The sequence below is a fragment of the Fulvivirga sp. M361 genome (assembly GCF_007097395.1).
Taxonomy (GTDB): Bacteria; Bacteroidota; Bacteroidia; order Cytophagales; family Cyclobacteriaceae; genus Fulvivirga.
In genome coordinates this window covers 1-640 of record NZ_VKDC01000105.1, presented here as the reverse complement: position 1 = coordinate 640, position 640 = coordinate 1, and the positions used below count along the sequence as shown (strand labels likewise).

1 protein-coding gene is annotated in these 640 nt (G+C 43.9%); it reads left to right on the top strand.

All coding sequences use genetic code 11. The annotated features are described in order from the left end of the window. Positions 1-640 (top strand): AMP-binding protein (locus FNH22_RS31785; protein WP_143402572.1); only part of this gene is annotated, 640 nt, incomplete at both ends.

Genomic DNA, 640 nt, shown 5'->3' with positions numbered 1-640 from the left:
TCAGCCTTTTAGGTATTATGAAGGCGGGTGGGGCTTATCTTCCGTTAGACAGAACGCAACCCCGGGAACGCAATATGGTTATCCTGGAAGAAAGTGGTTGCAGGTTACTGCTAACCGAAGCCGGATTGTGTGATCGTTATGGTTCGGTGGTGGAATGTGTATCCATTAGATCACTCGATTTAAGCGGTTGTCCTTCAACAGCAGTTGATTTAGTGCTATCTCCCTCACAGCGTGCGTATGTGATCTATACTTCCGGCTCTACCGGCTTGCCCAAGGGCGTTGAAATTGTTCATGCCACGCTGCTGAATTTGATTGTTTCTCAGACACAGGAGCTGAATATTAGTGCTCATGATCGTGTGTTACAATTTGCTAACCTGGTCTTTGATGCATCGGTAGAGCAACTGTGGCTGGCTTTGGCAAATGGGGCCAGGTCAGTTTTAGTATCTCGTGATATTATACTGGATCAGGGTGCTTTCATGCGCTATATAGCAACAAAAAAAGTAACTTATCTTGATATTACACCTACTTATTTGGAAAGTATAGGAACAGGTTTCCATCCGGAACTGAGATGCATTGTTATTGCGGGAGAAGAGTGTAATGTGGCTTTAGTTAATGAGCTCTATGATAAATACATAGTGTT